We start from the raw sequence: 26,305 nt of genomic DNA, 5'->3' as shown, positions 1-26,305 counted from the left end.
TGGGGGCGCGGCGGCTCCTCGCGGCATGGAAGCCTGACGCGCGGCCGCGACGAAGAGCACCTTCGCCGGGAGGTCGGGGGACGTTGACCGGCGAAGGTGCCGCCGGAGGAGAAACGCTGTCCCGGCCCGCCGTGAATGCCATCGATCGGACGGGCGAGCCTTAACGCACGTTAAGTCTTCTATAGATTTTCCAAGCGTCGATCTGCAACAGTTCCGGCGTCACAGCGAGCGAATGCTTGCCTCTGTACCAAACGGAGCCTTCGTTCGACAGCACGGAGCGGCCGCGCCGTCGAAGCGCCGATCGCCGTGGAACGTCGGTTCAAGGTTTCGGTACGCCGGGCGGTCGGAGACGGGGGCGCCGATCTGTCAGGGCCGGCCGGGTTGGGGCTTGTGGCCCGATTCGAAGCGGGAGTACGCTCGGACCGCCCAGCCACGCAACGACGTCGGCGGGCTTAGGGAGTGGAACATTGGATTTTTCCCCGTCCTCGACGCAGGAGCTCTGGCTCAAGCGCGTGCGCGACTTCATGGCCGCCGAGGTCTATCCGGCGCTCGACGCCGTGAAGGCCGAGACGGCACAATCCGTGCCCGACCGCTGGGCGCCCTCCGCGGCGATCGAGGGCCTGAAGGCGAAGGCGCGCGCCGCGGGCCTGTGGAACTTGTTCCTGCCGCCCTCGCCCGAGCACGACACCGATGCGTTCCACGGCGCCGGGCTGACGAATCTCGACTACGCGCGCTGCGCCGAGGAGATGGGCCGGGTGGCCTGGGCCTCGGAAGTGTTCAACTGCTCGGCCCCAGACACCGGCAACATGGAGGTGCTGCACCGCTACGGCAGCCCGATGCACAAGGAGCGCTGGCTCAAGCCGCTGATGGCGGGCGAGATCCGCTCCGCCTTCCTGATGACCGAGCCCGAGGTCGCCTCGTCGGACGCGACCAACATCGCGACCTCGATCCGCCGCGACGGCGACCATTACGTGATCAACGGCCGCAAGTGGTGGTCGACCGGCGTCGGCGACCGGCGCTGCAAGATCGCGATCGTGATGGGCAAGACCGATCCGGACGCTGAGCGCCACAAGCAGCAATCGCAGATCTTCGTGCCGCTCGATGCGCCCGGCGTCGAGATCAAGCGCCTGCTCTCGGTGTTCGGCTACGACGAGGCCCCGCACGGCCACGCCGAGGTCACCTTACGCGACGTGCGCGTGCCGGCCGAGAACCTGATCCTCGGCGAGGGCCGCGGCTTCGAGATCGCGCAGGGGCGCCTCGGGCCGGGCCGAATCCACCACTGCATGCGCACCATCGGCGCGGCCGAGGCCGCCCTCGAGGCGATGGTGTGGCGCCTGCTCGCGCGCACCGCCTTCGGCAAGCGGCTGGCCGACCAGTCGGTGTGGGAGCAGCGCGTCGCCGAGGCCCGCATCGACATCGAGATGACGCGCCTGCTCTGCCTGAAGGCGGCGGACATGATGGACAAGGTCGGCGCCAAGGCGGCCAAGCTCGAGATCGCGATGATCAAGGTCGCCGCCCCGCGCATCGCGCTGAAGGTGCTCGACGACGCGATCCAGGCCCATGGCGGCGCCGGCGTCTCCGACGACTTCGACCTCGCCCGCACCTACGCCCACATCCGCACCCTGCGGCTCGCCGACGGGCCGGACGAGGTCCACAACCGCTCGATCGCCCGCCTCGAATTCGCCCGCCACAGCAAAGCGGGTCCCGCCGCGTGAGCGGGACGGGGGATTCCGCCTTCGCCGGCACCAAGCCGGTCGACCCGCGCCACCGGATCGACGAGGGAGCCCTGTCGGCCTGGATGGCGGAGCACGTCGCCGGGTTCGACGGCCCGCTGACGCTGCGCCAGTTCAAGGGCGGCCAGTCGAACCCGACCTACCGGGTCGAGACCCCGGGGGGCGCCTACGTGCTGCGGCGCAAGCCCTTCGGCCCGCTGCTGCCCTCGGCCCACGCGGTCGAGCGTGAGTACCGCCTGATCCGCGCACTGCACGGTACCGGCTTCCCGGTGCCGCGGGCGGACGCCCTGTGCGAGGATGCCGGCGTCATCGGCGCGGCCTTCTACGTGATGGAGGCGGTCGAGGGTGCCGTGCACTGGAATGCGGCCCTGCCCGAGCTGCCGCCGGCCGAGCGGCGCGACGTCTACGCGGGCATGATCACGACCCTCGCCCGCCTGCACCGGGCCGACCCCACCGCGATCGGGCTCGGCGATTACGGCCGGCCGGGCAACTACTTCGCCCGCCAGGTCGACCGTTGGACCAAGCAGTACCGCGCCGCCGAAGGCGACCGGCTCGAGGCGGCCGAGCGGCTGATCGCCTGGCTGCCGCGGACCGTGCCGGAGCAGGACCGGGTCTCGATCGTCCACGGCGACTTCCGCCTCGACAACATGATCTTCGCCCATGGCCGGGTCGCCGCGGTGCTGGACTGGGAGCTGTCGACGCTGGGCGATCCGCTCGCCGACTTCAGCTACCTTCTGATGCACTGGGTGCTGCCGGCGGACGGCCGCAGCGCGCTCGGCGGGCTCGATCTCCCCGCGCTCGGCATCCCGACGCAGGACGAGGCGGTGGCGCTCTACTGCCGCGAGACCGGTCGCGACGGCCTGCCCGACCTGAACTGGTACTTCGCCTACAACCTGTTCCGCCTCGTCGGCATCCTCCAGGGCATCGCCGGCCGGATGAAGGCCGGCACCGCCGCGAGCGAGCACGCCGCCGACATGGCCGCCCGCGTGCCGAAGCTCGCCGACGCGGCCTGGTCGTTCGCCGTGAAAGCCGGGGCCTGACCGCGATGGCGCGCGTCGTCGTGGTGACGGGCGCAGCCCATGGCATCGGCCGGGCGTTGTGCGAGCGCTTCGCCGCCGACGGCGCCACGGTGATCGCCGCCGACGTCGACGCGGCCGGCGCCGCCGAGACCGCGGCGCGCATCGGCGGCGTCGCCGCGACCTGCGACGTCGGCGCAGCCGAGAGCGTTGCCGACCTCGTCGCGCGGACGATCCGGGAGCACGGGCCGGTCGACGTCTATTGCTCGAATGCCGGCATCCTGCTGCGCGACCCCGATCCCGAGAATGCGGCCTCCGCGCCCGATGCCGATTGGGCGCGCGCCTGGGCGGTCAACGTGATGGCCCACGTCCACGCGGCGCGCGCGCTGCTGCCGGATTGGATCGCCCGACGCGCGGGGACCTTCCTCGCCACGGTCTCGGCGGCCGGCCTGCTCAGCCAGATCGGCAGCGCGACCTATTCCACCACCAAGCACGCCGCCCTCGGCTTCTGCGAGCACCTCGCGATCACCCATCGCGACCATGGCATCCGCGTCGCCGCGCTCTGCCCGCAGGGGGTCGACACCGCGCTGGTGCGCGGCGCCTCGGCGCGCGAGCCGGCGCTCCTCGACGGGCTGCTCAGCCCCGAAGCGGTGGCGGAGGCGGCGTTCGCCGGCCTCGCCGAGGGCCGCTTCCTGATCCTGCCGCACCCGCAGGTCGCCGGTTACGTGCGCCGCAAGGCCGACGACCACGACCGCTGGATCGGCGGCATGGCCAAGCTCAGACGCGCGAGAGGATGATCCGATGTCGCTGTTCGATCTCACCGGCAAGGTCGCCGTCATCACCGGCTCGTCCCGCGGGATCGGGCGCGCCATCGCGCTCCGCATGGCCGAGCAGGGCGCGCGGGTGGTGGTGTCGTCGCGCAAGCGCGAGGCCTGCGACGTGGTCGTCGCCGAGATCGAGGCGGCGCACGGCGCCGGCCGCGCCATCGCGGTGCCGGCCAGCATCTCGGTGAAGGAGGACCTCGTCCGTTTGATCGGCGAGACCAACGACCGTTTCGGCGCGGTCGACACGCTGGTCTGCAACGCCGCGAGCAACCCGTATTACGGGCCGCTGGCCGACATCAAGGACGAGCAGTTCACCAAGATCCTGTCGAACAACATCGTCTCGAACCACTGGCTGATCCAGCTGGTGGCGCCGGCGATGATCGCCCGGCGCGACGGCGCGATCGTCATCGTCTCCTCGATCGGCGGCCTCAAGGGCTCGCCGGTGATCGGCGCCTACAACGTCTCGAAGGCGGCCGACATGCAGCTCGCGCGGAACTACGCGGTCGAGTACGGCCCGCACAACGTCCGGGTGAACTGCATCTGCCCCGGCCTCGTCCGCACCGACTTCGCCCGCGCCCTGTGGGAGGATCCGAAGGTCCTGGAATCCGCGACCTCGCTCGCGCCTTTGCGCCGCATCGGCGAGCCCGACGAGATCGCCGGTGCGGCGATCTTCCTCGCCTCCGCCGCGGGGCGGTTCACGACGGGCCAGGCCATCGTGGTGGACGGCGGCGTGACGATCGCCAGCGGGGCGATCGGGTAGACGCCGCGCATTGCCCTCCCCCCTCTGCGGGGGGAGGGAGACGCGGGTTCTACGCCATATTCCGTGCCGCTCTATCGTACCCGGCGAAGCTCCCGCCCTCGGCGACCAGCTTCTCCAACAGGGAAGAGGGCGCGAATTCCGGCCCGTGCTCCGCCTCGAAGGCCTTCATCCGGTCGAGGATCTTGCCGAGGCCGATGCCGTCGGCCCAGTGCATCGGGCCGCCGGTGTAGACCGGCCAGCCGTAGCCGTTGATCCAAACCGTATCGATGTCGGAGGCGCGCAAAGCCTTGCCCTCCTCGAGGATCTTCGCGCCCTCGTTCACCATCGGATAGAGGCAGCGCTCCAGGATCTCCTGGTCGGTGACGGTGCGGCGGGCGATGCCCTTGCGCTCGGAGACGTCACGGATCACCGCCTCGACCGCATCCGAGGGCGAGGGCTTCCGGTTCTCGTCGTAATCGTAGAAGCCGCGGCCGGTCTTCTGCCCCCGGCGGTCCTGCTCGCACAGGATGTCGCGCACGCTCTCGCCCTTCGAGGTCTCCGCCGACCAGCCGATGTCGAGGCCGGCCAGATCGCTCATCGCGAACGGCCCCATCGGCAGGCCGACGCCCTCCACCACCCGGTCGACGTCCTGCGGCAGGGCGCCTTCGAGGATCAGCTTGTTCGCCTCGCGCTGGCGCTGCTCCAGCATGCGGTTGCCGACGAAGCCGTGGCAGACGCCGACCAGCACCGCGACCTTGCCGATGCGGCGCCCGAGCGCCATCGCCGTGGCGATCACGTCCGGGGCGGTCTCGGCGCCACGCACCACCTCGAGCAGGCGCATGACGTTGGCCGGCGAGAAGAAGTGCATCCCGATCACGTCCTGCGGGCGCCGGGTCATGCCGGCGATCACGTCGATGTCGAGGTAGGAGGTGTTGGAGGCGAGGATCGCGCCGGGCTTGGCGATGGCGTCGAGCGTCCGGAAGATCGTGCGCTTGAGGTCCATGTCCTCGAACGCCGCCTCGATGATCAGGTCGCAGCCGGCCAAGTCCGCGAAGTCGAGGCTGTCGGTCAGTAGCGCCATGCGGGTCTCGACGTCGGCGGCGGTGATGCGGCCCTTCTTCGCCGAGCCGTCGTAGTTCCGGCGGATCGTCTTCAGCCCACGCTCCAACGCCTCGGCCTTGGCCTCGACGATCGTCACCGGGATGCCGGCGTTGAGGAAGTTCATGCTGATGCCGCCGCCCATGGTGCCGGCGCCGATGATGCCGACGCGGGCGACCGGGCGGGTCGGGACGTCCTTGCCGAGGCCCGGGATCTTGGCGGCTTCGCGCTCGGCGAAGAAGACGTGGCGCTGGGCGATCGACTGGGCGCCGTGCATCAGCCGCTCGAAGGTCTCGCGCTCGAAGACGATGCCCTCCGCGAACGGCCTGTTGCAGGCCGCCTCGACGCAGCGGATGCAGGCCTCGGGCGCCTCGAAGCCGCGGAACTTCTTGGCGTTCGCCTTGCGGAAGGCGTCGAACAGGGCGGGGTCGTCGCGCCCTTCCGCGATGCGGTCGTCGCGGTCGCGGATGCGGGGCGAGGCCTGTCCCTCGGCGAGGATGCGCTCGGCGAAGGCGGTCGCGTCGGCGACCAGCGTGTCCGCGCCGGTCAGCGCATCGAGCAAGCCCATCGCGTGCGCGGCCTTCGCGCCGACGGGCTGGCCCGAGGTGATGATCTCCAGGGCCTTCTGCGGGCCGACCACGCGGGGCAGGCGCTGCGTGCCGCCGGCGCCGGGGACGAGGCCGAGCTTCACCTCCGGCAGGCCGAGCTTCGCCGAGGGCGTCGCCACGCGGTGGTGGCAGGCCAGCGCCAGCTCGAGCCCGCCGCCGAGCGCCTGCCCGTGGATCGCCGCGACCACCGGCTTGAATGAGGTCTCGACGATGTCGAGCAGCTCGCCGAGCCCCATGCCGCGGGGCGGCTTGCCGAACTCGGTGATGTCGGCGCCGCCGGAGAACAGCTTGCCCGAGCCGGTGAGCACGATCGCCCCGACCTCCGCATCCGCCCCGGCTTCCGCGATCCGGTCGCGCAGGCCCTCGCGGACGGCCGCGCCGAGCGCGTTCACCGGCGGCGAGGCGAGCGTGATGACGGCGACGCGGCCGTCGCGGCGGAGGGTGGTCGGGGTGTCGGTCATGCTGGCTTCCTCATCGTGCGCCGCGTCCGGCTGGGTCCGGGCGTCGGCGGTTTTCGAGATCGGGGTTCGGTCGCACGGGCCGGCGTCAGCCCGCGACGATGCCGCGCGTCCGCAGGTCGGCGATATGCTCCGAATCGAGGCCGAGTTCCGCGAGCAGCGCGCGCGTGTGCTCGCCGAGGCCCGGCGGCGGCCGGCGCACCGGGGGACGGGCTCCGTCGAGGCGGTAGGGCGGCGCGAGGACGGGCGATCGTCCCGCATGCAGCATGTGCGCTTCGGCCGTCCGATCGGAACGGAACGCCTCGTACAGGCCGGCGACCTCGCCGCAGGGAATGCCCACGTCCCGGAGCGCCGCGATCAGCGTCGCCCGCGGGATGCGCGCGAGCTCGCGGTCGATCTCGGGCGCGAGCCGGTCGCGGTGGCGCGAGCGGCCGAGGTTGGTCGCGTAGTCCGGATCGGCCGCGAGGTCCTCCCGGCCGATCACCGTGCAGAAGCGGCGGTACTGTCCGTTGTTGCCGACGGTGATGACCAGGGGGCCGTCGGCCGCCTCGAACACGCCGTAGGGCACGATCGCCGGGTGCGCGTTGCCGACCCGCTCGGGATCGCGCCCGAGCGCGAGCGCCGCGAGGCCGACATAGGAGGTCAGGCTGAGGCCGGAATCGTAGAGCGCCATCTCGACGTGGCGGCCGCGCCCGGTGCGGTGGCGCTGAAGGAGCGCCGCGAGCACCGCCTGGGCCGCATACTGGCCGGTGAACAGATCGACGGCCGCGACGCCGAACTTCAGCGGAGGCTCGTCCGGGCGGCCGTTCAGCGCCATGAGGCCCGCCTCGCCCTGCACCACGAGGTCGTAGCCCGGGCGTTCCGCCTCCGGCCCGTCGCCGACGTAGCCGGCGACCGAGCAGTAGATCAGCCCCGGGTTCTCCGCCGACAGGCGGTCGTAGCCGAGCCCGAGCCTGTCGGCGCCGCCCCGCTTGAAGTTCTGGATCAGCACGTCGCAGCCGGCCGCGATCCTTCGTGCCAGCGCCGCACCCTCCTCGGACGCCAGGTCGAGGCCGAGCGAGCGCTTGTTGCGGTTCACGCTGTCGAAATACGTCGTGTTGCCGGGGCTCGTGGCGACGCCCCAGTCGCGGGTGTCGTCGCCGCGGGTCGGATGCTCGACCTTGATCACGTCGGCGCCGAGATCGCCCAGCACCTGCCCGCACCAGGGCCCGGCGAGCACCCGCGACAGGTCGAGGACGCGGATGCCCGCCAGCGGCAGGTCCGGTTCCGTCGTCCGCTCCATCGGCTCCTCCTGGCCCCGTGTCCGGCAAGTCTGCGGCGCCGCTCGACAGCGGCCCGCCCGTTCAAGTTTCGAAAAACCGGTATGTTCGGTTGACAGCGCCCGGCATCGGCATAGATCGAATTTCGCAATCATGGAACAGCGGCCCGCACGAGGCCGCGTCTGGGAGGTTGGCGTGTCGCATCAGGCGATCCGGGAGACCGAGCCGACGGCGGAGCCGCGGGCACAGGCCTGGGCGCGCCATTTCCCGAATGCCTGCGACTGGGACGGCCCGGTCGAGATCGGCACCATCCCGGACCTGCTGGCGGCGGGCGTCGCCGCGGCGAAGGGCCCGGCCTTCGATTTCCGCGGACGCGCGATCGGCTTTCCCGAATTCGCCGACCACGTCGAGGCGGTCGCCGCCGGCCTGATCGATCGCGGGCTGACGCCCGACGCCACGATCGGCCTCCACCTGCCGAACACCCCGTTCCACCCGGTCGCCTTCTTCGCGGCGGCTCGGGCCGGCCTGCGGGTGGTGCACCTGTCCGGTCTCGATGCGCCGCGCGAGCTCGCGCACAAGCTCGGCACCACCCGCGCGCGCGTCCTCGTCACCACCAACCTCCCGGGCTTCCTGCCGGTGGCGCTGAAGCTCCTCGACGAGGGCGCCGTCGACACCCTGCTCGTCGGCGACGACGCGGAATGGGGCGCCTCGACGGTGTCCGAGCCGCTGCCGATCCCCGAGCGCCCGGGCGTCGTGACCCTGTCGGCCCTGCGCCGGGCTCCGCGTCCGGCGGCCTGGCCGCAGCGCAAGCCCTCCGACGTGATGCTGCTGCAGTTCACCGGCGGCACCACCGGGCTGCCGAAGGCGGCGATGCTGACCCACGGCAACCTGACGGCTTCCGTCTCGATGTACCGGCTCTGGACCGACGACGGGGACGAGGGCGAGGCCTCGGCCCGCACCGTCTGCGTGCTGCCGCTCTTCCACATCTACGCGCTGACGACGGTGCTGCTGCGCGGCATCCGCGGCGGCACCCAGATCCTGCTGCGCCAGCGCTTCGACCTGGACGAGATCATCGCCGACATCGAGGTCCGCCGCGCCACGGCGCTGCCGGGCGTGCCGACAATGTGGTTCGCGCTGCTGAACCGCCCCGGCATCGAGGCGGTGGACTTCTCGTCGCTGCGCTCGTGCATGAGTGGCGGCGCGCCCCTGCCCTTCGACGTGATGAGCCGCCTCAGCCGGCTGATGGGCGTGAACCTCGCCGTCGGCTGGGGCATGACCGAGACCGCGCCGGCGGGCACCCGCCTGCCGCGGGCGGGGGAGCGCCGCCCCGGCGTGATCGGCATTCCGCTGAAGGGCGTCGACATGCGCGTCGTCTCCCTCGACGAACCGTCGGTGGAGGTGCCGACGGGCGAGACCGGCGAGATCGCGATCCGCGGGCCGAACGTCTTCGTCGGCTACTTCGAGCAACCCGACGCCACCGCGGACGCGTTCCGCGACGGCTGGTTCCTTACCGGGGACATCGGGCGGGTGGACGAGAACGGCCTGTTCGACCTGGTCGACCGGCGCAAGAACATGATCATCTCCGGCGGCTACAACGTCTATCCGGTGCAGATCGAGAGCGCGATCTACGAGCACCCGGCCGTCGCCGAGACGATCGTCATCGGCGTGCCCTGCGCGTACCGCGGGCAGGCGGCCAAGGCCTTCGTCACCCTGAAGCCCGGCGCCGAGCGCTTCAGCCTCGAGGCGCTCAACGACTTTCTTGGCAGCCGCATCGGCCGCCACGAGATCCCGCGGGCGCTCGAGTTCCGGGACGCCCTGCCCCGCAGCCCGGCGGGCAAGCTGCTCGCCAGCGTGCTCGTCGCCGAAGAGCGCGCGAAGACCGGAGCCGACCCCGCATGACCGACGCCGTCATCGTCTCGACCGCCCGCACGCCGATCGGCAAGGCGTTCCGCGGCGCGCTGAACCTCACCGACGGCGCCGATCTCGGCGCGCACGCGATCCGCGCCGCGGTCGAGCGCGCGCGCGTCGAGCCGAGCGAGGTCGAGGAGGTGGTCCTCGGCTGCGGCTACCCGGAGAACGCCACGGGCGGCAACGTCGCGCGGCACGCGAGCCTCGTCGCCGGCATCCCGGTCGGGTCGGCCGGCGTGACCGTGTCGCGGTTCTGCGCCTCGGGCCTGGAGGCGATCGCCAGCGCCGCCCGCCGCGTCATCCTCGACGGCGTCCCTGTGGCGGTGGCCGGGGGCCTCGAATCGATCAGCCTCGTGCAGCCGAAGGTGCAGAAGGAGCTGACCCGGAACGATTGGCTGCTGGCGCACCTACCGGCGATCTACATGCCGATGATCGAGACCGCCGACATCGTCGCCGGGCGCTACGGCATCTCGCGCGAGGCGCAGGATGCGTTCGCGCTCGAAAGCCAGCGCCGCACCGCGGCGGCGCAGGAGCGCGGCCTGTTCGACGACGAGATCGTGCCGATCTCCGCGATGATGTCGGTCACCGACAAGGCCACGGGCGAGACCCGCACCGTCGAGACCCGGCTCGCCAAGGACGAGGGCAACCGCCCCGACACGACGCTGGAAGGCTTGGCTAAGCTCAAGCCCGTGCGCGGCGAGCACGCGTTCGTCACCGCCGGCAACGCCAGCCAGCTCTCGGACGGCGCGTCCGCCTGCGTGGTGATGTCGGGGGCGGAGGCGGCGCGGCGCGGTTTGGCCCCGCTCGGCAGCTTCCGCGGGTTCGCCTCGGCCGGCTGCGGCCCCGACGAGATGGGCATCGGCCCGGTCTTCGCCGTGCCGCGCCTGCTGGAACGCCACGGGCTCAAGGTCGCCGACATCGACCTGTGGGAGCTGAACGAGGCCTTCGCCAGCCAGTCGCTCTATTGCCGCGACACGCTCGGGATCGATCCCGAGCGGGTCAACGTCAACGGCGGCGCGATCAGCGTCGGCCACCCCTTCGGCATGAGCGGCGCCCGCCTCGTCGGCCACGCCCTGCTCGAGGGTCGCCGGCGCAAGGCGCGCTACGCCGTCGTCACCATGTGCGTGGCCGGCGGCATGGGCTGCGCCGGCCTCTTCGAGATCGCCGCCTAGCGATCCGCGACGATCAGGAGACACCGATGGATCTGCGCTACACCGCCGACGAGATCGCGTTCCGCGACGAGGTCCGCAGCTTCTGCCGCGAGAAGATCCCGGCCGAGATCCGGCGCAAGGTCTCGGAAGGCCGCGGCCTCGGCAAGGACGACGTCGTCACGTCCCAGCGCATCCTGAACGCGCGCGGCTGGGCCGTGCCGCACTGGCCCAAGGAATGGGGCGGCCAGGATTGGACGCCGATCCAGCGCTACATCTACACCGAGGAGCTGCTGCAGGCGGCGGTGCCGCTGCCGCAGCAGTTCAACTGCTACATGTTCGGCCCGGTGCTCGCGACCTTCGGCAACCAGGAGCAGAAGCAGCGCTTCCTCGCGCGGGCTGCCAATCTCGACGATTGGTGGTGCCAGGGCTTCTCCGAGCCCGGCGCCGGCTCCGACCTCGCCTCGCTCAAGACCAAGGCGGTGCGGGACGGCGACCACTACGTCGTCGACGGGCAGAAGACCTGGACGACGCTGGGCCAGCATGCCGACTGGATCTTCTGCCTCGTGCGCACCGACATGGAGGCGAAGAAGCAGCGCGGCATTTCCTTCCTCGTGATGGACATGACGTCGCCCGGCATCACCGTGCGCCCGATCATCACCCTGGAGGGGCGCCACGAGGTCAACGAGGTGTTCTTCGATTCCGTGCGCGTGCCGGTCGAGAACCTGATCGGCGAGGAGAACAGGGGCTGGGACTACGCGAAATTCCTGCTCGCCAACGAGCGCACCGGCATCGCCCGCATCGGCCTGACCAAGGAGCGCATCCAGCGCATCAAGCGCCTCGCCAAGGAGATGCCCTCCGGCGCCGGCTCGATGTGGGACGACGGCGATTTCCGCGGACGGGTCGCCGAGGTCGAGATCGAGCTGAAGGCGCTGGAGATCACCCAGATGCGGGTCGCGGCCAAGCAGGGCCGCGCCGATTCGGTGCAGCCCGACCCGGCCTCCTCGCTCCTGAAGATCCGCGGCTCGCAGCTGCAGCAGGCGGCGACCGAGCTGCTTGTGGAGCTCGCCGGCCCGTTCTCGCTCGCCGCGCCCCAGCGCGGCGCCGGCGCCAACAACCCGCCCGGCGGCTTCGACTGGGTCGACGCGGCCGCGCCGAGCTACTTCAACAACCGCAAGGTCTCGATCTACGGCGGCTCGAACGAGATCCAGCACAACGTCATCGCCAAGGGCATCTTGGGCTTGTGAGACCTCCCGCAGGACGCACTGCGCCACCCTCTCCCGTTCGGGAGAGGGTTGGGGAGAGGGATGCGACGTCGTCGGAAAGACCTGGAGCCCTCACCCTGCCCCTCTCCCGCACGGGAGAGGGGACCCGCGTTTCTCTCGGAAGCCTCTTCGCGGCTTCGAACGGATGACACCATGGACTTCGATTTCAGCGGCGAGCAGAACCTGTTGCGCGACAGCGTCGAGCGCTTCTGCGCCGATGGCTACCCGTCGCTGGAGGCGCGCCAGGCCCGGACCCGCGAGCCTCTGGGGTTCTCCGAGCCGAGCTGGGGCAAGCTCGCCGAGCTCGGCGTCTGCGGCCTGCCCTTCTCCGAGGAGGATGGCGGGTTCGGCGGCGGCGCCGTCGAGACGATGATCGTGATGGAGGCGATCGGCCGGAACCTCGCGGTCGAGCCGTTCTTCGCCAGCGGCGTTCTCGGCTCCACTGCGATCCGGCTCGGCGCCGATTCGGCCCAGAAGGCGCGCTGGCTCCCTGGGATCGTGGAGGGTTCGACCCGCCTCGCCCTCGCCCAGACCGAGCGGCAGTCCCGCTACGACCTTCACGATGTCGCGACCAGGGCCCGCCGGGACGGCTCGGGTTTCGTGCTCGACGGGCAGAAGAGCGTCGTGCTGAACGCCGATTCCGCCGGCTTGATCGTCGTCAGCGCCCGGGTCTCGGGCGAGCGCCGCGACCCGCACGGGATCGGCCTGTTCGTGGTGCCGGCCGATGCGCCGGGCGTCACCATCGAGGCCTATCCGACCCAGGATGGCGGCCGGGCCGCGGAGGTGACCTTCGCCGGCGTGACCGTCGATGGCGGCGACGTGCTCGGCGATCCCGAGGGCGGCCTGCCGCTGCTGGTGCGCGTCGCCGAGCACGGGATCGCGGCGCTGGCGGCCGAGGCCCTCGGCTCGATGTCGGCGCTGCATGCGCTGACCGTCGATTACCTCAAGACGCGCAAGCAGTTCGGCGTCACGGTCGGCAGCTTCCAGGCGCTGCAGCACCGGGCGGTCGACATGCTGATCGCCCTCGAGCAGGCGCGCTCCATGGCGATCTACGGGGCGATGATGGTCGAGGCCGGTGACGCCGCCGAGCGTGCCGCCGCCCTGTCGGCGGTGAAGGTGCAGGTCAACAAGGCGTGCCGCTTCCTCGGCCAGGAGGCGGTCCAGCTCCACGGCGGCATCGGCATGACCATGGAGTACATCGGCGCGCACCACTTCAAGCGCCTGGCGATGATCGAGTACCAGCTCGGCGACACGCCCTACCACCTGCGCCGCGTCGCTGACGACGGCGGCCTGATCGCGGCCTGACGCGATCCGAGGACCCGGGCACGCGCTAATCGGCAGCCGCGTGGATCCCCATGAACAGCGGGCGCACGAAGATCTCGGCGGCATCGGCGCCGGCGACGTCGCACCAGCGGTCGAGGTCGGAGGCGGCGTCGATCATGCTGCTTACGACCTGCGCGGCGATCGACGGGTCGACGGCGCGGATCGAGCCGTCGGCGATGCCGTCGCCGATCGGGAAGGCCAGGCGCTCCCACAGGCGGCGCATGGTCAGCGGGATCTCGGCGCGCAGGGTGTCCGGCAGGGCGCCAACGGCGGTGCAGCGCAGGAGCGGCCCGCCCTCGGAGACCTGGTGGCGCATCAGCGCGCGGGCGCAGGCGGTGATCCGCGCCCAGCCGGTGCCGCCGGCCGCCTCGGCCGCCTCCTGCTCCCGGCGCAGGATGGCGAAGGTGCGCGCGAAGCACTGGGCGATCAGGTCGTCCTTGTTGTCGTTGTGGTGATAGAACGAGCCCTTGGTGACGCTGAGCCGCGCCGAGATCTTCTCCACCGAGGCGCCGGGATAGCCTTCCTCGTTGATCAGCGCCGTCGCCGCCCGCAGGAACGGCTCGGTCGGGTCGCCCTGGGCCGTGATCGGGTCCGGTGCGTCGCCGCTCCAGCGGCTCTCCGGGCTCGCTAGGCCGTGCAGCAGGAGATCGGCGATCCGCGCCCCGACGCGGGGGTAATCCGCCGCCTCGTAGCGGTCGATCCAGGCGCGGACCGTGTGCACCACCGAGACGACGAGGTGCGTCCGTGCCCGCAACGCGTCGCGGTCGAGGCCCGGGAAGGCGGCCTCGGGGAAGAACGCGGCGCGCGCCTGCCGGAAGAAGGCGTTGTAGGCGGCGTAGACCGCCGCGCTCTGCGGCTCGGGCAGCGCGCGCATGTCGGTCAGCCGGACCTGAGGCGCCCGCGCCCCGATCTCGATCGCCGCGAGGTCGCGGAAGTAGGCGGCCAGGAATTCGGAGAGGCGCTCTGCCGGGTCGGCGAGCGCCGCCGTCTCGGCGAGCAGCGCCTCGTGCCACGCGATCGTGCTGACGTAGCAGGCGGCCGCGAGGTCCTCCTTGCGGCGGTAATAGTAGGTGATGCTGTTGGGCATCAGCCCGACGCTGCCGCCGACGTCGTTGAGCGCCGTGCCGCGGATGCCGCGGGCATTGAAGTGCCGTGCCGCCGCATCGAGGATCGCCCCGCGCTTGAGGGCATAGCGTTTGGTCTGCCCGGCCGCGGGCCTGCCTCCGTCGATCATCTCAGCGGTTGAGCATGGCGGCGCACGAACTGACAAGCGCCGCGCCGTCAAACGTGGTACTGCGAAGACACAGGCCGACGGCTTCGTACTTTTAGACGGTTGCGGTGGGTGCGCGCCCGTTTGATCCTGACCGCATGATGATGCAGCACGAAGCGGCGTATCAGCCCCATCCCGAAGCCGCGACCGCCCGCCTGTCGGGCCGGTCGCGCACGAGTGCCCGCCCCATGCTGTACGACGCGTTCGAGATGCAGTGCGACCTGGCCCAGCAGACGCGGGCCTGGGGGCGCGTGCTGCACGATGCGGTCTCGCCCTGGACCGCCTTCGGCGATCCGGTGAACTGGATGTCGGCCGGCGCCCGCATGATGATGCGCGCCGGACTGACCTTCGTGCGCCCGTCCTTCGGCATCGAGGCGGTGACGGTCGGCAACCGCGAGGTCTCGGTGGTCGAGGAGCCGGTCCTCGTCAAGCCGTTCGGCACCCTGCTGCGCTTTCGCAAGGACATCGATTCCGAGCAGCCGAAGGTGCTGGTCGTGGCCCCGCTCTCGGGCCATTTCGCGACGCTGCTGCGCAGCACGGTGAAGACCCTGCTGCCCGACCACGACGTCTACATCACCGACTGGCACAACGCCCGCGACGTGCCGCTCTCGGACGGCGCGTTCGGGTTCGACGACTATGTCGGCCACCTCGTGCAGTTCCTCGGGGCGATGGGCGGCCCCGCGCACGTGCTTGCGGTCTGCCAGCCGACCGTCCAGGCGCTCGCCGCCGCCGCGGTGATGGCGGAATCGAAGGATGCGGCCACGCCCCGCAGCATGACGCTGATGGCCGGCCCGGTGGATTGCCGGATCAGCCCGACCTCGGTGAACGCGCTCGCCACCTCGAAGCCGATCGAGTGGTTCGAGAAGAACCTGATCGCCACCGTGCCGCGGCGCCACAAGGGCGCCGGCCGCCGGGTCTATCCCGGCTTCGTCCAGGTCTCGGCCTTCGTCTCGATGAACACCAAGCGCCACGTCCAGGGCCATGCGGACCTGTTCTGGCACATGGCCAACGGCGAGGTCGAGAAAGCCGACGCGATCGCCGGGTTCTACGACGAGTACTTCGCCGTGCTCGACCTCGCGGCGGAGTTCTACATCGAGACCGTCAAGACGGTGTTCCAGGATTACACCCTGGCCAAGAACGAACTGACCTATCGCGGCAACCGGATCGACATGCGCGCGATCCGCAAGACCGCGCTGATGACGGTCGAGGGCGAGCGCGACGACATCTGCGCCGTCGGCCAGACCATGGCGGCGCACGACCTCTGTACCGGCCTGCCCCCGCACATGCGCAGCCACCACCTCCAGGCCGGCGTCGGCCATTACGGGGTGTTCTCGGGCCGCAAGTGGGAGGGGCAGACCTACCCGCTGGTGCGCAACTTCATCCAGTCGCACAACTGAGGACGGCCGCCCCGCCCTGAGCGGATTTGACCCGCACGCGCACGTTGCGCACCATGCTAGCTTGCCTGCACGAACGTGCTGGTTCGAGGGCGGCGAGGCGATTGCGGGCGTGAGCAGTAACGATCCGAAGCGATCCGGCACCGCCGCACGGCTCGACCGGCTGGTGGCGCGCTCCAACGCCGCCGGCCTGTGGGAGCGGGCCTGGCCGGTGCTGTGGCGCGGCCTCGGCGTCGTGCTGGCATTCCTCGCCGTCTCCTGGCTCGGCCTCTGGCTCGATCTCTCCGCCACCTGGCGCATCGTCGGCCTCGTCGCCTTCGGTGCCGCGCTGGTCGCCGTGCTTGCCCCGCTCGCTCGGCTGCGCCGGACGGACCGGCGCGCCGCGCTCGCCCGCATCGACCGCGAGGCGGGGGCGCGCGACGCGACGCTGGTTCACGCCCCGGCCTCGACGATCGAGGACACGCTCGCCGTCGGCACCACCGATCCCGACACGCGGGCGCTCTGGGCCTTGCATCAGGCGCGCGCGGCAAGCGCCGTCGCGACGCTACGCGTCGGCCGGCCGCGGCCCGGCATGCCGCGCCACGACCCGTTCGCGCTGCGCGCCGGCCTCGTGGTCGCGGCGGTGGCGAGCCTGTTCGTCGCCGGCCCGGAATGGCGCGAGCGCCTCGGCAGCGCCTTCGACTGGCGCGAAGCCGCTTCGGCCGGCCCGAATTACCGCATCGACGGCTGGATCGACCCGCCGCTCTACACCCGGCTTCCGCCGCTCGCGGTCGCGATGTCGGGCGGCGAGCAGCGCCTGCGCGTGCCGGTGAATTCGCAGCTGATCGTGCGCATCGCCGGCGAGAGCCCGGCGCAGACCGTGCTGACGCCGAATGCCGGGCTCAAGGCCGTGCCCGGCAAGGAGCCGCGACCCGACCTGCGCGAGGACCGGTTCCAGATCGTCGGGCCGACGGCCGAGCTCACCATCGCCGCGCCGGGGCAGACCCAGCGCCTGATCGTCGAGGCGATCCCCGACACCCCGCCCGAGGTCCACGCGGTCGGCGGCCCGGAGGTGAACGGGCGTGGCACCTTCAACCTGAGCTACCGCGCCAAGGACGATTACGGCATCGCCTCGGCCGAGGGGATCGTCGAGCCGCTGGAGGGGACGCGCTCGCTTGTGCCGCCGCCGCGCATCGCCCTGGCGCTGCCGGGCGATGCGAGCGGCGAGACCGACACCAAGACGCTCGTGGACCTGACCGACAACCCCTGGTCGGGCGCGAAGGTGCGCTTCACCTATCTCGTCAAGGACGAGGCCGGCCAGGAGGGCCGCACGCCGACGATCGAGATGGTGCTGCCCGCCCGCCCCTTCCGCGATCCGCTGGCGCGGGCGCTGGCCGAGGAGCGCCGTCGCCTCGTGGTGACGCCGGACGAGGGCCGCGCCCGCGTGCAGATGGCGCTCGACGGACTGCTCGTTGCGCCCGAGATGTTCACGCCGCAGCCGGGGGTGTTCCTCGGCCTGAAGACCGCGGCGCGGCGCCTGCGGACGGCCGGCAACGATGCCGCGCTCACCGAGGTCGCGGACCTGCTTTGGGAGATGGCCCTCAAGATCGAGGACGGCGGCCTTTCCGACGCCGAGAAGAAGCTCCGGCAGGCGCAGGACCGGCTCAAGGAGGCGATCGAGAAGAACGCGCCCGACGACGAGATCCAGCGCCTGACCCAGAATCTCAAGCAGGCCCTCGACAAGTTCATGAAGCAGCTGGCCGAGAAGCAGAGCAAGCAGCCGCGCGAGCAGGGCTCGCGCGACAAGCAGGGCCAGCCATCGAAGAGCGTGACGCCGGACGACCTCGACAAGATGCTCAAAGACATGGCCGAGGCGATGAAGCGCGGCGACACGGCCGAGGCGCAGCGCCTGATGGAGCAGCTGCGCAACATCCTGGAGAACCTGCAGAGCGCCGAGCAGGGCGGCAAGTCCGACCCGACCGCCCGCGAGATGCAGAAGCAGATGAAGGAGCTCGACCAGATGGCCCGCGAGCAGCAGGGCCTGCGCGACGAGACCTTCAAGGAAGGCCAGGAGAAGCCCCGCGGCGAGCAGGGCCAGCGTCCGCCGAGCCGCGGTCAGCCGGGGCAGAAGCCCGGGCAGAAGGGGCAGCAGAGCCCCGGCCAGCAGGGCCAGGGCCAGCAAGGTCAAGGCGAGCAGGGGCAGCAGGGCCAGGGCCAGCAAGGCAAGGGGCAGCCGGGCCAGCAGGGCGGGGTCGGCGAGCGCCAGCAGGCCCTGCGCCAGCGCCTACAGGACCTTCAGAACCGCATGAAGGAGAACGGCATGAAGGGCGAGGAAGGCCTTTCGGATGCCGAGGATGCGATGCGCGAGGCCGAGAACGCCCTGAAGGACGGCCAGGACGGCGACGCGGTCGACGCGCAGGGCCGCGCCCTCGACGGGCTCAAGCGCGGTGCCGACGGCATGCAGCAGCAGATGCAGGAATCGGCCGAAGCCGAGGGCGAGGGCCAGGGCGACAAGCCCGACGGCCAGCAGCCCGGCCAGCAGGGACAGGCCGGTGCCAAGGACGACGACCCGCTCGGCCGCCCGACCCGCGGGCGCGACATGAGCGACGGCCGCGTGCGCGTGCCGACCGCCGACGAATCGGCGGTGCAGCGGGCGCGCCGGATCATGGAGGAGCTGCGGCGCAAGCTCGGCGACCCGACTCGCTCGCAGGAGGAGCTCGACTACTTCGAGCGCCTGCTGCGCCGGAACTGAGCCGGGGCACGGCCCGCGTCGCATCGCCCCTGCCGTTCGCCCGGCGAAGCGCCTACAACGGCGGAATCGCTTGCAGTCGAGATCGTCCGTCCATGTCCGGCAACTCCGTCGTCCTCGTCGCCTGCCTCGCGGTCGCGGTCATCCTCCTCCTCGGCCTCGCCAACATGATGCGCGGGGGCGACGCCAACCTGTCCCAGCGCCTGATGCGCCTGCGCGTGCTGCTGCAGTTCGTGGCGATCCTGGTGATCATGGGCGTGGCCTGGTGGCGCTCGGCCTGATGGATCGGGGCGGCCCGGGACTGTGACCGCCGGGCCGCACCGGGGCGCATTCGAGCGCGGGCCGGATGAAACGGCGCCCCCGGCAGGCCGGCCCATGCTAGGAATTGCGGGTTCAACCGGATCCGCCCCGCATGAAGTCCTCCTCGCATCGTCTCGTCGCCGGCGCTCTTGCCCTCGCGATCGCCTCGCCCGTCGCGGCAGCCGATCTCGGGTACGCGCCGCGGCCCGCGGCCTACGCGCCGCCGGTGCAGCCCCTCAGCATCGTCTCCGAAGTCCGGATCGGCGGCGCCGTGCAGGATCCCGGCAGCGCCGAGGGCAAGCTCCCGGGCTTCGAGAAGCAGAACGTCAACGGCGAGATCCTGTTCTCGAAGCCGCTGGTGAGCGCCGATCCGTTCTGGCAGGCCTTCGTGCCGCGCCCGACGGTGGGCGGCAGCTACAACACCGGCGGCCGGACCAGCTACGCCTATCTCGGCGCGACCTGGTCGGTCGACCTCTTCCCCGAGACCTTCGACCGCCGCGTCTTCATCGACGGCTTCTTCGGCGGCGCCGCGCATAACGGCTATACCGGCCCGAAGGCGCTCGCCCCGTACGGCTTCAACTCGCTCGGCTGCTCGCCTCTGTTCCGCGAGGCCGCGGCGCTCGGCTTCCGCATCACCGATCATTGGAGCATCATGGCGACCGTCGAGCACATGTCGAATGCCGGCCTGTGCGGCGAGAACCGCGGCCTGACCAACTTCGGCGGCAAGCTCGGCTACACCTTCTGATCTGCAAGCTCGGCTACATCTTCTGACCTGAAAGCGTCGGCGCACCCGTGGTCACCCTCAACCGCATCTACACCCGCACCGGCGACAAGGGCACCACCGCCCTGGCCGACGGCCAGCGCCGGTCGAAGGCGGACCTGCGGGTCGAGACCTACGGCACCGTCGACGAGACCAACGCCTGCGTCGGCCTCGCCCGCCAGCACGCCGAGCCGCGCATCGACGCGATGCTCGGCGCGATCCAGAACGACCTGTTCGATCTCGGCGCCGACCTCGCGACGCCCCCGAGCGACGCGCCGCCGGCCTACGAGCCCCTGCGGATCGTCGCCTCGCAGGTGGCGCGGCTCGAAGCCGACATCGACGCGCTCAATGCCAACATCGCGCCGCTGAAGTCCTTCGTGCTGCCCGGCGGCTCGCCGGCCGCCGCTGCGCTCCACCTCGCCCGCACCGTGAGCCGCCGGGCCGAGCGGCTCGCCGTCGCGCTTGCGGCGACCGAGGGCGAGATCGTCTCGCCCGAGGCGCTGAAGTACCTTAACCGCCTGTCGGACTTCCTGTTCGTGGCGAGCCGCGCGGCCAACGCCGACGGCGCCGACGACGTGCTCTGGGTTCCCGGCAAGAACCGCTAGGGTGGGCCCGGGCCGATTCGCGCCCGCCGCCGTACCGCAGATCCGAATTCCCTTCGCCGACCGTCCGCGGCTTTTCGAAAGCGCGTGCGCGCGCCGCGTTGACAAGGCGGAAATGTGGCCGTTACGGTCCGCGCCCTGTGCGAGCCGCCTGCGAAGGCGCTCCGAAATTCGCCGATCACAACAATCCGGCCGCGGAGGAAGTAGACCGCCATGAAGGTTCTGGTGCCCGTCAAGCGGGTCGTCGATTACAACGTTAAGATCCGCGTCAAGGCCGACGGCTCCGGGGTCGAGCTCGCCAACGTCAAGATGTCGATGAACCCCTTCGACGAGATCGCCGTCGAGGAGGCGATCCGCCTGAAGGAGAAGGGCAAGGTCACCGAGATCGTGGCGGTGTCGATCGGCCCGCAGCAGGCCCAGGAGACGCTCCGCACCGCGCTCGCGATGGGCGCCGACCGCGCGATCCTGGTGAAGACCGACACGGTCTGCGAGCCGCTGGCGGTGGCCAAGATCCTGAAGGCGATCGTCGAGAAGGAGAACCCGGAGCTGGTGATCCTCGGCAAGCAGGCGATCGACGACGATTCGAACCAGACCGGCCAGATGCTCGCGGCGCTGCTCGGCTGGCCGCAGGGCACCTTCGCCTTCAAGATCGAGGCCGGCGAGGGCAGCCTCGACGTGACCCGCGAGGTCGACGGCGGCCTGCAGACGGTGTCGCTCAAGCTCCCGGCGATCGTCACGACCGACCTGCGCCTCAACGAGCCGCGCTACGCCTCGTTGCCCAACATCATGAAGGCGAAGAAGAAGCCGCTCGAGGAGATGGCGCCCGACGCCCTCGGCGTCGACGTCACCCCGAAGCTGAAGGTCCTCAAGACCGCCGAGCCGCCGGGCCGCTCGGCCGGCATCAAGGTCGGCTCGGCCGCCGAGCTCGTGCAGAAGCTGAAGACCGAGGCCAACGTCATCTAGTCCCGCAGCGCGCGCTCCCGCATCCGGTCGAGCGCGCGCCTCATCCGAGATCCGAGGTTTGAACCGATGACCACCCTCCTCCTCGTCGAGCACGGCCAGTCCGAGATCAAGGACGGCACCTTGAAGGCGCTCACCGCCGCCAAGCAGCTCGGCGCCCCCATCCACGCCCTCGTCGTCGGCGCCGGCAGCCGGGCCGCCGCCGACGCGGCGGCCAAGCTCGACGGCGTCGACAAGGTGCTGCTGGCCGAGGACGCGGCCTACGACCACGACCTCGCCGAGCCGGTCGCCGCGCTGATCGTCGCGATCGCGGAGCCCTACGACGCGATCGTGTGCTCGGCGACCACCACCGGCAAGAACATCCTGCCGCGCGTCGCCGCCCTGCTCGACGTCGCGCAGATCTCCGACATCATGGCGGTCGTGTCGCCCGACACGTTTGAGCGCCCGATCTATGCCGGCAACGCGATCCAGACCGTCCAGGCCGGCGCCGGCAAGAAGGTGATCACCGTCCGCACCGCCGCCTTCAAGGCCACCGGCGAGGGCGGAGCGGCGGCCCCCGTCGAGGCGGTGACGGCGGCGGCGCCCCCTGCCGGCGGCTCGACCTTCAAGGGCGAGGAGATCGCCAAGTCCGACCGGCCGGAGCTGGCGGCGGCCAAGAGCATCGTCTCCGGCGGTCGCTCGCTCGGCTCGGCCGACAAGTTCAAGGAGCTGATCGAGCCGCTGGCCGACTCGCTCGGCGCCGCCGTCGGCGCCTCCCGCGCCGCGGTCGATGCCGGCTACGCCCCCAACGACTGGCAGGTCGGCCAGACCGGCAAGGTGGTCGCGCCCGACCTCTACGTCGCCGTCGGCATCTCCGGCGCGATCCAGCACCTGGCCGGCATGAAGGATTCGAAGGTCATCGTCGCGATCAACAAGGACGAGGACGCGCCGATCTTCCAGGTGGCGGATTACGGGCTCGTCGGCGACCTGTTCCAGATCGTGCCGGAACTGCAGGCCGAGATCGGCAAGGCCAAGGGCAACTGAAGTCGTTCGTCGCGATCCGAAGGTCGTCGGATCGGGTCACCCGGTCGAACCCGTCGCGCGATCGCGTGCGCGACGGGTTCCACTTGGGCCGACGAAGGGTCTAAAAGAAACGCCGCACAGTCCTTCCAGCTTTCGCGTCGGATGGTGGGCCGTGCGGCGTAGGGCAGCTCGACAACCGCTTCGGTCGTCGGCGTCGGGGGCATGGATCGACAGATGGGCATCGATATCAAGCGGGTCGGCATCATCGGTGCCGGGCAGATGGGGAGCGGCATCGCTCACGTCTGCGCAGCGGCCGGCCTCGACGTTCTGCTGAACGACCGCGATCCCGACCGCCTGAACGCCGGCCTCGCCAACATCGACGGCAACCTCGCGCGCCAGGTCTCGAAGGGCACGATGGACGAGGGACAGCGCCGCGACGTCCGCGAGCGCATCGTCGCCGCCCGCAGCTACGACGACCTCGGCCCCTGCGACCTCGTTATCGAGGCCGCGACCGAGAACGAGGCGACCAAGCGGCAGATCTTCTCGACGCTGTGCACGTCGCTGCGGCCCGATGCGCTGATCGCCACCAACACGTCCTCGATCTCGATCACCCGGCTCGCCGCCTCGACCGACCGGCCGGAGCGCTTCATCGGCATCCACTTCATGAACCCGGTGCCGGTGATGCAGCTCGTCGAGCTGATCCGCGGCATCGCCACGGAGGACCCGACCTACGAGTCGGCCAAGGCGTTCATCGCAAAGCTCGGCAAGACCTCGACGATGTCGGAGGATTTTCCGGCCTTCATCGTCAACCGCATCCTGCTGCCGATGATCAACGAGGCGATCTACACGCTCTACGAGGGCGTCGGCTCGGTGGAATCGATCGACACCGCGATGCGGCTCGGCGCGAACCACCCGATGGGCCCGCTGCAGCTCGCCGACTTCATCGGCCTCGATACCTGCCTGTCGGTAATGCAGGTGCTCTACGAGGGTCTGGCGGATTCGAAGTACCGGCCGTGCCCGCTGCTGGTGAAGTACGTCGAGGCCGGCTGGCTCGGCCGCAAGGTCAAGCGCGGCTTCTACGATTATCGCGGCGAGACGCCGGTCCCGACCCGCTGAGCGCGGGCCGGGTCGCTTTCATCGCCTACTTGGGCTGATTGCCGTTGGCGCTCGGCTGGGCCGGCTGCGGGTAGGTCGGGTTGCCGGCCGGAACGGCGCCGGTGTTGCTCGACGCCGGCGCGTTGCTCGAGCCCGTCACCGACCCGGTGATCTCCTTGCGCGACGCGTCCTGGCTCTGGCTGGCATAGTCCTTCGGCGCGTTGGCTCCGTTCCACGTCAGCAGGCCGATCGTGGCGACCGCGAGCAGCACGAGGCTGCCGACCAGCACCCACAGCACCGACTTGCCGCGCTCGCCCTGGCGCGCGTTCTGATTGGGAAGCTTCTCGACCATTCCAAGGACCTCACCGATACGCCGTCAGGGCGTCGCCGCGTGCCGAAGGGCGGCACGCGTTCTCGACCCGGCAAACGCCGGTCCGTCGCCGGGGGTTCCTCCCGATACGGCCGCGCTCGGCCTCAGCGGCCGGTGACGAGCAGGATCTTGCCGAGGTGGGCGCTCGACTCCATCAGAGCATGCGCCTTCTGCGCCTCTTCCAGGGGGAAGGTCGCGTGGATCACCGGGCGGATGCGGCCGGCATCGAGCTCCGGCCACACGTCGCGGCGGAGCCCGTCGGCGATTTCCGCCTTCTCGGCGTTCGGACGCGGCCGCAGCGTGGCGCCGGTGAAGGTGAGCCGCTTGATCATGATCGGCGTGATGTTGAGCGCCTCGACCTTGTTGCCGCCCATCAGGGCGATCAGCACGAGGCGACCCTCGATCGCGAGCGAGGCGAGGTTCTTGGCGAGGTAGCTCGCACCGATCATGTCGAGGATGACGTCGACGCCCTTGCCGTCGGTCAGCCGCTGGACCTCCTCGGCGAAGTCGGCCTCGCGGTAGTTGATCGCGGCGTCAGCGCCGAGCGACTCGCAGAACGCGCACTTCTTGGCCGAGCCGGCCGTCGTCAGCACGCGGGCGCCGAGGTGCGTGGCGATCTGGATCGCCGTGGAGCCGATGCCGCTCGATCCGCCATGGACGAGGAAGGTCTCGCCCGCGGCGAGCCGCCCGCGCTGCACCACGTTGGAATAGACCGTGAAGAACGTCTCGGGGATGCCGCCGGCATCGACGAGCGACAGCGCCTCGGGCTTCGGCAGGCAATGCCCGGCCTCCGCCACCGCGAACTCGGCGTAGCCGCCGCTGATCACCAGCGCGCAGACCTCGTCGCCGAGGGACAGGCGGGATACGCCCTCGCCGAGCGCCGCGATGCGGCCCGCGACCTCGAGGCCCGGCACTGCGGTGGCGCCCTTCGGCGGCGGATACTTGCCGCCGCGCTGCATCACGTCCGGACGGTTGACGCCGGCCGACACCACCTCGATCAGCACCTGTCCCGGCCCGGCCTTCGGCAGCGGCACCGTCTCGATGCCGATCACCTCGGGGCCGCCGGCTCCGTTGAAGCAGACCTGGCGCATGGTCTCGGGCAGCGTCGTCATCATCGGGCGGTCTCCTCGCGAGGGTTCGCCCCTAGTTGCCGCCGGACGCTCCGTTGGCAAGCCCGGGTCCAAGGCCCGCGCGTCTCAGCGGGTGCCGTACATCCGGTCGCCGGCATCGCCCAGGCCCGGCACGATGTAGCTGTGGTCGTTGAGGTGGCTGTCGATCGCCGCGGTCCAGATCGGCACGTCGGGGTGAGCGGCCTGAAGCCGGGCGACGCCCTCCGGCGCGGCGAGCAGGCAGACGAAGCGCAGGTCCTGCGCGCCGCGCGCCTTCAGCCGCGTCAGCGCGGCGATGGCGGAATTCGCGGTGGCGAGCATCGGGTCGAGCACCAGCACCGTGCGATCGGCGAGGTCCGACGGCGCCTTGAAGTAGTACTCGACCGCCTCGAGCGTCTCCGGGTCGCGGTAGAGCCCGACATGCGCGACGCGAGCCGAGGGCAGCAGCGACAGCATCCCGTCGAGGAAGCCGACGCCGGCGCGCAGGATCGGGGCGAGGACCAGCTTCTTGCCCTGGATCTGGCGCCCCTCCATCGTCTGGATCGGCGTCTCGATTGTCACCGGCTCCAGCGGCAGGTCGCGCGTCACTTCATAAGCGAGCAGCATCCCGATCTCGTTGAGCAGGTTGCGGAAACCCTGCGTCGAGCGGTTCTTGTCGCGCAGGAGCGTCAGCTTGTGCTGGACGAGGGGGTGGTCGACCACCGTGACCGTTGCCTGGCTCATCCTGTCCTCCCGACGCGTGCCCTCCCGCTTTGCCGAACGGCGATCCCGGGCGCAACGCGAACCCCACGAAAAAGGGCCTTCCGCTCGCACGGAAGGCCCTCGATCTCGTCGGTCGCGCGTCGGGATCAGGCGGTGAAGGACTTGTCGGTCCCGTCGGCGCGGCGCTTGGCCATGAAGGCGTCGAACTGGTCGCGATCCTTGGCGCGCTTTAGCTCCTCGACGAACTCGGCGAAGGCGCGGCTTTCCTCCTGCAGGGCGCGGCGCTGGGCGTCGAGCCGGTCGAGCTCGGCCTTGCGATACTCCTCGAAGGCCCAGTTGCCGGTGGTTCCGCGGCGGTTCGAGGCCTCGAATGCGCGGGCGAAGCGCGAGGCTCGGGCGGTGCCGCCCTCCCAGCCCGCGGCGCCGCGCTTGGCGTAGTCGCGCAGTTCCCCGAGGGCCGGATACCCGGCGATCTTCCACGCCACCAGGGCGAGGCCGACGGGCCACCAGTAGATGAAGCTCACTACGATCGCGCCGATCTCGATCGAGCGGCGCGGAAACGGGCCGCAGCGGCTGACCTTGCCGCTCGCCCAGGGGGAGGAAGTGGAAGTGCTCACGGTAAGGCTCCGCTGTT

Annotated in this window: 23 protein-coding genes; 16 read left to right on the top strand and 7 right to left on the bottom strand. The window is 70.9% G+C overall.

Annotation, left to right across the window (positions count from 1 at the left end):
• The first annotated feature begins 467 nt into the window (after window positions 1-467).
• The 4 genes from MKK55_RS14335 to MKK55_RS14320 are packed head-to-tail and all read left to right on the top strand — an operon-like array spanning window position 468 to window position 4,333.
• Entirely contained in the window at window positions 468-1,715 is a 1,248-nt protein-coding gene (locus MKK55_RS14335) for an acyl-CoA dehydrogenase family protein (protein ID WP_243935441.1), read from the top strand.
• Window positions 1,712-2,773, top strand: coding sequence for a phosphotransferase family protein (locus MKK55_RS14330; protein ID WP_243935440.1), 1,062 nt, complete (start codon window positions 1,712-1,714; stop codon window positions 2,771-2,773). Before MKK55_RS14335 ends, MKK55_RS14330 begins: the two co-directional genes overlap by 4 nt.
• Window positions 2,770-3,546, top strand: coding sequence for an SDR family oxidoreductase (locus tag MKK55_RS14325; RefSeq protein WP_409566059.1), 777 nt, complete (start codon window positions 2,770-2,772; stop codon window positions 3,544-3,546). The genes MKK55_RS14330 and MKK55_RS14325 overlap by 4 nt, the downstream gene beginning before the upstream one ends.
• Window positions 3,547-3,550: 4 nt before the next feature.
• On the top strand, window positions 3,551-4,333 hold the full coding sequence (locus tag MKK55_RS14320) for an SDR family NAD(P)-dependent oxidoreductase (protein WP_243935436.1): 783 nt from the start codon (window positions 3,551-3,553) through the stop codon (window positions 4,331-4,333).
• 49 nt (window positions 4,334-4,382) lie between these two features.
• Here MKK55_RS14320 and MKK55_RS14315 read toward each other — a convergent pair whose 3' ends face one another.
• Both MKK55_RS14315 and MKK55_RS14310 read right to left on the bottom strand, forming a co-directional pair.
• Window positions 4,383-6,479, bottom strand: a complete 2,097-nt coding sequence (locus tag MKK55_RS14315; RefSeq protein ID WP_243935434.1) for a 3-hydroxyacyl-CoA dehydrogenase NAD-binding domain-containing protein — start codon at window positions 6,477-6,479, stop codon at window positions 4,383-4,385.
• 85 nt (window positions 6,480-6,564) lie between these two features.
• Window positions 6,565-7,758, bottom strand: coding sequence for a CaiB/BaiF CoA transferase family protein (locus MKK55_RS14310; protein WP_243935432.1), 1,194 nt, complete (start codon window positions 7,756-7,758; stop codon window positions 6,565-6,567).
• A 187-nt stretch (window positions 7,759-7,945) separates the two neighbouring features.
• Between MKK55_RS14310 and MKK55_RS14305 the strand changes: the two genes are divergently transcribed.
• The 4 genes from MKK55_RS14305 to MKK55_RS14290 all read left to right on the top strand — a co-directional run bounded on the left by MKK55_RS14305 (window position 7,946) and on the right by MKK55_RS14290 (window position 13,361).
• Window positions 7,946-9,634 carry an AMP-binding protein gene (locus MKK55_RS14305; RefSeq protein ID WP_409566058.1) on the top strand — a complete coding sequence of 563 codons (1,689 nt, stop codon included), beginning with the start codon at window positions 7,946-7,948 and terminating at the stop codon, window positions 9,632-9,634.
• Window positions 9,631-10,815, top strand: a complete 1,185-nt coding sequence (locus MKK55_RS14300; RefSeq protein WP_243935428.1) for an acetyl-CoA C-acyltransferase — start codon at window positions 9,631-9,633, stop codon at window positions 10,813-10,815. Before MKK55_RS14305 ends, MKK55_RS14300 begins: the two co-directional genes overlap by 4 nt.
• A gap of 26 nt (window positions 10,816-10,841) precedes the next feature.
• The gene (locus MKK55_RS14295; protein ID WP_147726369.1) at window positions 10,842-12,038 is read left to right on the top strand and encodes an acyl-CoA dehydrogenase family protein; all 1,197 of its coding nucleotides are present in this window, start codon (window positions 10,842-10,844) and stop codon (window positions 12,036-12,038) included.
• Window positions 12,039-12,209: 171 nt separating this feature from the next.
• A complete protein-coding gene (locus tag MKK55_RS14290; protein ID WP_243935426.1) occupies window positions 12,210-13,361 on the top strand; it encodes an acyl-CoA dehydrogenase family protein in 1,152 nt (383 codons plus the stop codon).
• Between the two features lie 25 nt (window positions 13,362-13,386).
• On the opposite strand, the gene MKK55_RS14285 is transcribed toward MKK55_RS14290, so the two are convergent.
• Window positions 13,387-14,613, bottom strand: a complete 1,227-nt coding sequence (locus tag MKK55_RS14285; RefSeq protein WP_243935421.1) for a TetR/AcrR family transcriptional regulator — start codon at window positions 14,611-14,613, stop codon at window positions 13,387-13,389.
• Window positions 14,614-14,837: 224 nt separating this feature from the next.
• Here MKK55_RS14285 and MKK55_RS14280 point away from each other — a divergent pair, with 224 nt between their 5' ends.
• The 8 genes from MKK55_RS14280 to MKK55_RS14245 all read left to right on the top strand — a co-directional run bounded on the left by MKK55_RS14280 (window position 14,838) and on the right by MKK55_RS14245 (window position 23,511).
• On the top strand, window positions 14,838-16,046 hold the full coding sequence (locus tag MKK55_RS14280; RefSeq protein WP_243935419.1) for a polyhydroxyalkanoate depolymerase: 1,209 nt from the start codon (window positions 14,838-14,840) through the stop codon (window positions 16,044-16,046).
• 109 nt (window positions 16,047-16,155) lie between these two features.
• The gene (locus MKK55_RS14275) at window positions 16,156-18,774 is read left to right on the top strand and encodes a TIGR02302 family protein (RefSeq protein ID WP_243935418.1); all 2,619 of its coding nucleotides are present in this window, start codon (window positions 16,156-16,158) and stop codon (window positions 18,772-18,774) included.
• Between the two features lie 92 nt (window positions 18,775-18,866).
• The gene (locus MKK55_RS14270; protein WP_147728507.1) at window positions 18,867-19,052 is read left to right on the top strand and encodes a twin transmembrane helix small protein; all 186 of its coding nucleotides are present in this window, start codon (window positions 18,867-18,869) and stop codon (window positions 19,050-19,052) included.
• A 131-nt stretch (window positions 19,053-19,183) separates the two neighbouring features.
• Window positions 19,184-19,816, top strand: coding sequence for an acyloxyacyl hydrolase (locus MKK55_RS14265; RefSeq protein WP_147842942.1), 633 nt, complete (start codon window positions 19,184-19,186; stop codon window positions 19,814-19,816).
• A gap of 47 nt (window positions 19,817-19,863) precedes the next feature.
• Window positions 19,864-20,436 carry a cob(I)yrinic acid a,c-diamide adenosyltransferase gene (locus MKK55_RS14260; protein WP_147728509.1) on the top strand — a complete coding sequence of 191 codons (573 nt, stop codon included), beginning with the start codon at window positions 19,864-19,866 and terminating at the stop codon, window positions 20,434-20,436.
• 210 nt (window positions 20,437-20,646) lie between these two features.
• Window positions 20,647-21,396 (top strand): electron transfer flavoprotein subunit beta/FixA family protein, encoded by a 750-nt coding sequence (locus MKK55_RS14255; RefSeq protein WP_147842944.1) that lies wholly within the window; start codon window positions 20,647-20,649, stop codon window positions 21,394-21,396.
• 66 nt (window positions 21,397-21,462) lie between these two features.
• Window positions 21,463-22,416, top strand: a complete 954-nt coding sequence (locus MKK55_RS14250) for an electron transfer flavoprotein subunit alpha/FixB family protein (protein ID WP_147858070.1) — start codon at window positions 21,463-21,465, stop codon at window positions 22,414-22,416.
• Between the two features lie 213 nt (window positions 22,417-22,629).
• Window positions 22,630-23,511 carry a 3-hydroxybutyryl-CoA dehydrogenase gene (locus MKK55_RS14245; protein ID WP_147727480.1) on the top strand — a complete coding sequence of 294 codons (882 nt, stop codon included), beginning with the start codon at window positions 22,630-22,632 and terminating at the stop codon, window positions 23,509-23,511.
• Between the two features lie 25 nt (window positions 23,512-23,536).
• Here MKK55_RS14245 and MKK55_RS14240 read toward each other — a convergent pair whose 3' ends face one another.
• From MKK55_RS14240 to MKK55_RS14225, 4 genes are all read right to left on the bottom strand, one after another.
• Window positions 23,537-23,842 (bottom strand): hypothetical protein, encoded by a 306-nt coding sequence (locus MKK55_RS14240; protein WP_243935416.1) that lies wholly within the window; start codon window positions 23,840-23,842, stop codon window positions 23,537-23,539.
• Between the two features lie 122 nt (window positions 23,843-23,964).
• Complete coding sequence (locus tag MKK55_RS14235; protein ID WP_243935414.1) at window positions 23,965-24,975, bottom strand: NAD(P)H-quinone oxidoreductase; 1,011 nt, start codon at window positions 24,973-24,975, stop codon at window positions 23,965-23,967.
• Window positions 24,976-25,056: 81 nt separating this feature from the next.
• The gene (gene upp / locus MKK55_RS14230) at window positions 25,057-25,692 is read right to left on the bottom strand and encodes a uracil phosphoribosyltransferase (protein ID WP_147727477.1); all 636 of its coding nucleotides are present in this window, start codon (window positions 25,690-25,692) and stop codon (window positions 25,057-25,059) included.
• A gap of 125 nt (window positions 25,693-25,817) precedes the next feature.
• The gene (locus MKK55_RS14225) at window positions 25,818-26,288 is read right to left on the bottom strand and encodes a DUF2852 domain-containing protein (RefSeq protein ID WP_147842950.1); all 471 of its coding nucleotides are present in this window, start codon (window positions 26,286-26,288) and stop codon (window positions 25,818-25,820) included.
• Window positions 26,289-26,305 lie beyond the last annotated feature (17 nt).

The sequence above is a fragment of the Methylobacterium sp. J-059 genome, from assembly GCF_022829485.1.
Taxonomy (GTDB): Bacteria; Pseudomonadota; Alphaproteobacteria; order Rhizobiales; family Beijerinckiaceae; genus Methylobacterium.
The sequence above is the reverse complement of the archived record's forward strand: the minus strand, read 5'-3'. Positions and strand labels throughout refer to the sequence as shown.